Source organism: Longimicrobium sp., assembly GCF_036280135.1.
Taxonomy (GTDB): domain Bacteria; phylum Gemmatimonadota; class Gemmatimonadetes; order Longimicrobiales; family Longimicrobiaceae; genus Longimicrobium.
Genome location: NZ_DASURI010000131.1, coordinates 1 through 3,988 on the forward strand (window position 1 = coordinate 1; position 3,988 = coordinate 3,988).

Annotated in this window: 4 protein-coding genes and 1 pseudogene; all 5 read left to right on the forward strand. The window is 71.9% G+C overall.

Translation table 11 applies throughout. The features are described 5' to 3' along the window. A pseudogene (locus VFZ20_RS04015) lies at positions 1-241 on the forward strand (hypothetical protein); the annotation flags it as partial. A 72-nt stretch (positions 242-313) separates the two neighbouring features. Beyond that, on the forward strand, positions 314-1,486 hold the full coding sequence (gene metK, locus VFZ20_RS04020; protein WP_329682542.1) for a methionine adenosyltransferase: 1,173 nt from the start codon (positions 314-316) through the stop codon (positions 1,484-1,486). Between the two features lie 679 nt (positions 1,487-2,165). Then, on the forward strand, positions 2,166-2,702 hold the full coding sequence (locus VFZ20_RS04025) for a bifunctional nuclease family protein (protein ID WP_329682543.1): 537 nt from the start codon (positions 2,166-2,168) through the stop codon (positions 2,700-2,702). After that, complete coding sequence (locus VFZ20_RS04030) at positions 2,699-3,742, forward strand: hypothetical protein (protein WP_329682544.1); 1,044 nt, start codon at positions 2,699-2,701, stop codon at positions 3,740-3,742. The genes VFZ20_RS04025 and VFZ20_RS04030 overlap by 4 nt, the downstream gene beginning before the upstream one ends. 22 nt (positions 3,743-3,764) lie before the next feature. Continuing rightward, positions 3,765-3,988, forward strand: a 224-nt coding sequence (gene recO / locus VFZ20_RS04035; RefSeq protein ID WP_329682545.1) for a DNA repair protein RecO, incomplete at its 3' end; no start/stop codon positions are given.

The following is a 3,988-nucleotide window of genomic DNA, read 5'->3' on the forward strand; positions in this document are numbered from 1 at the left end:
GCTGGGCGCCTTCCTCCTCATCGGCATGGGGGCGGACTCGCTCTCCGTGGCCCCGTCGTCCCTAGCCGAGATCAAGAAGGTCATCCGCGCCGTGAGCCGCGAGGACGCCGCCCAGGCGGCCGCCGAGGCCCTCGCCGCGCCCACGGCGGAGATCGTGATCGCGGGGCTCACGGAGCGCCTGGGCAAGGTGCTGGACCTGGGCAAGTTCAACGGGTCGTGGAACTTGTCGGCCGCGGACTGAGCGCTTAGGTTGCCGGCTCCGATTCCGGCCCGGAATCCAACGAAAAAACCCAAGCAGCGAGGCACCGTTCACGTGGCACGCCGCCAGCTCTTTACCTCGGAGTCCGTCACCGAGGGACACCCGGACAAGATCGCCGACCAGATCTCCGACGCCGTCCTGGACGCCATCCTGGAGGCGGACCCCACGGGGCGCGTGGCGTGCGAGACGCTCGTGACCACGGGCGTGGCCGTCGTGGCGGGCGAGATCACCACCAGCACGTACGTGGACATCCCGTCCATCGTCCGCGGCACGCTCAAGGGCATCGGCTACACCGACGCGCAGTACGGCATCGACGGCAACACCTGCGCGGTGATGACGACCATCGACCAGCAGTCGCCCGACATCGCCATGGGGGTGAACACGGGCGGCGCCGGCGACCAGGGGATGATGTTCGGCTACGCCACGCGCGAGAACGACGAGCTCATGCCCATGCCCATCCTGCTGGCGCACCGCGTGAGCAAGCGGCTGGCGGAGGTGCGCAAGGACGGCAAGCTGGGCTTCCTGCGGCCGGACGGAAAGACGCAGGTGACGGTGGAGTACGAGGATGGCCGGCCGTCGCGCGTGGACACGGTGGTGGTGAGCACGCAGCACGATCCCGAGGCCACCGCCGAGCAGATCCGCGCGGAGGTCATCGAGCACGTGATCGTGCCGGCCATGCCCGAGGGGCTGTTCGACGCGGACTCGTGCATCATCCACGTGAACCCCACGGGCCGGTTCGTCATCGGCGGGCCGCACGGCGACGCGGGGCTCACGGGGCGCAAGATCATCGTGGACACGTACGGCGGCATGGGCCGCCACGGCGGCGGGGCCTTCAGCGGCAAGGACCCGACGAAGGTGGACCGGTCCGCGGCGTACGCGGCGCGGTGGGCGGCCAAGAACGTGGTGGCGGCCGGGCTGGCGGAGCGCTGCGAGATCCAGCTGGCGTACGCCATCGGCGTGGCGGAGCCGGTGTCCATCCGCATCGACACGTTCGGCACGGGCACGGCGGACGACGAGGCCATCGAGCGGGCCGTGGGGCAGGTGTTCGACTTCCGCCCGCTGTCCATCATCGAGGCGCTGGGGCTCAACAACCCCATCTACAAGCCCACGGCGGCGTACGGGCACTTTGGGCGGCACCCGGAGGTAACAGGGAACGGTCGCTCGCTGCAGCTGTTCCCCTGGGAGCTCACCAACCGCGTGGACGACCTGAAGAGCGCGGCGGGCTGAGGGGGCCCTCACCCGGGGCCCTCACCCGCTCGCTGTCGCTCGCACCCTCTCCCGCAAACTGCGCGGGAGAGGGTGTAGACTTCGACGAGCTTCCGCGTGGGGGGCAGGGAGTTCAGTGGCGGAGGGATGATGGTGGGGTGACGCGGGATCGAGGATTCCCGTCGCTGCGCGACGGGGGGCCCTCTCCCCCGACCGCCTTTTTGCTCGTTCCTCGCAACGGCGGTCGACCCCTCCCCCAACTTCGGGGGAGGGGTTGGCGAGCGGGAGGGTTCAGCGCGCGGAGCCGGATCCATGCACGAACCGGGTTCTCCCCCTCCCCCGCGGAGCGGGGGCAGGGGGCCGGGGGGAGGGGGCCCTCGGCGGGCGAAACACACTCCGCTACACGGCAGGATCTCGGAGCCCGCGATCGGGTTTCCTCTCTCCTCGGGGAGAGGCCGGGAGAGGGGCGGGCAGCTGCCGGCGCGAACTGTCCCGTTCCGGATGAAGATCAACCTCCCCCATGGCCTTTGGGGGGAGGTGCGAGCCCTGGCGAGCGGAGGGGGCGCTCCTCGGGTGCGGCGCTGGTGCACGAGGTTTGTCGCACCCTCGCCCCGCACGATGCACACAGCCGCGCGGCGGCCCGCAACCTGCTGGCCTTGCGGAGCCCGTTCGCACACCGCCGCCGGCAACACGAAGGGCCATGATCAAAGTACGCGTGCAGAGCCTGGGGCTCGACCAGAACACCAAGTCGCCCGTCGTCATCCTGCAGGAGGACGGCGGCAGCCGCGTGCTGCCCATCTGGATCGGCCCGGCGGAGGCCAGCGCCATCGCCATGGAGCTGGCGGGAATGAAGTTTCCGCGCCCGCTCACGCACGACCTGTTTCCCCTGCTCATCCGGGGGCTGGGGGGCACGCTCACCCGCGTGCTCATCACCCGGGTGCACGACAACACCTACTTCGCCGAGCTGGTGATCACCCGCGGCGACGAGATGTTCACCATCGACGCGCGGCCGTCGGACAGCATCGCCATCGCGCTGCGCACGCGCGCCGACCTGTTCACGACCGACGACCTGCTCACCAACGCCTCCATCGAGGTGCCCGGCCCCGGAGAGACGGCCTTTCCGGATCCCGGCAGCGGCGAGGAGGCGTCGGGACCGCAGCCGGGCCTGAGCCCGGAGCAGCTCAAGGAATACCTCCGCAAGCTGGACCCCGAAGACCTGGGACGCTTCAACCCGTGACCGATTTCGTCCAGCGCACGCGGGCGGCGCGCCTTTCCGCGCGCCGCCCGTTCCCGCGCTTGCTCGCGCTCCTCGCCCTCGTGGCGGGGATCCTCGCGCCGTTCGCCCCCGCCGCCGCGCAGTCCACGCTCAACGGACGCGTCGTCCGCGCCGGTGGAGCCGTGCCCAACGTGGCCGTGGAGCTGCACCGCGTGGCCACCGACACCTCCGGCATGATCGCCACGGGCCGGGCCGACGCGCAGGGCAACTTTCGCTTCGACGTCCCCCGCGCCGACACGGCCGCCGGCTTTACCGTCTTTTTCGCCACCGCCATGGTGGACGGCGTCCGCTACTTTGGCCCCGCGCTGCACCCCGGCGAGCCGGGCACGGGGTACCAGGTGGTCGTCTACGACACGACGTCCGCCCGGACGGCCCTGGATTCGCTGCGCGTGAGCCGGCGCGACGTGATCGTCATCCCCGGCCAGCGCGGCGGGTGGGAGGTGGCGGAGGTGGTGCGCGTGCAGAACCCCACGGGGCGCACGGTCGTGGGCCCGGAGGGACGGCCCGCGTTCGGGATGGCCATGCCCCGCGGCGCCACGGACTTCGAGACGGAGGAGCCCGGCGTCTCGGAGGTGGCGGACCGTGAGAAGCCGCAGGACCTGGTGCTGATGGGCGACGAGGTGCGCGCCATCGTCCCCCTTACGCCCGGCGGCCGCGACTTCTTCTTCCGCTACCGGCTCCCGGCGCGGACGGGGACGCTCAACCTGCCGCTTTCCCGCCGCACGGACACGCTGGCCGTCTACGTGCGCCAGCCCGCGCCGGGCGTGGAGGTGGAGGGGCTGCCCACGGGCGAGCCGTTCGAGGCGGAGGGCGAGCAGTTCCTGCGCTACACCGGCACGGCGCTGGCGCCCGGGCGCACGATCTCCGTCCGCAATCCCGCGCACCGCGGCTCGCCCGTGGACCCGCGGCTGGCCGGCGGCATCGCGGCGGGGCTGGTGCTGGCGGCGGGCGTGTGGTTCGCCCTGCGGCGGCGTCCGCCCACGGCGCCCACGCCGGCCTGACGGCGGGGCGGGGGAGCGGCCCATGGCGCTGGTGAGCACGCGGTCGCTGGTGCTGCAGGCCTTTCCCTACAGCGAGACCAGCAAGGTGCTGCGGCTGTTCACGCTGGAGCACGGCCTGCGCTCGGTGATGGCCAAGGGCGCCCTTCGCCCCAAGAGCCGCTACGGCGGCGTGCTGGAGCCGTTCACGGAGGGCACGGCCGCGTTCTACCTCAAGGAGGGCCGCGACCTGCACACGCTCAGCGGCTT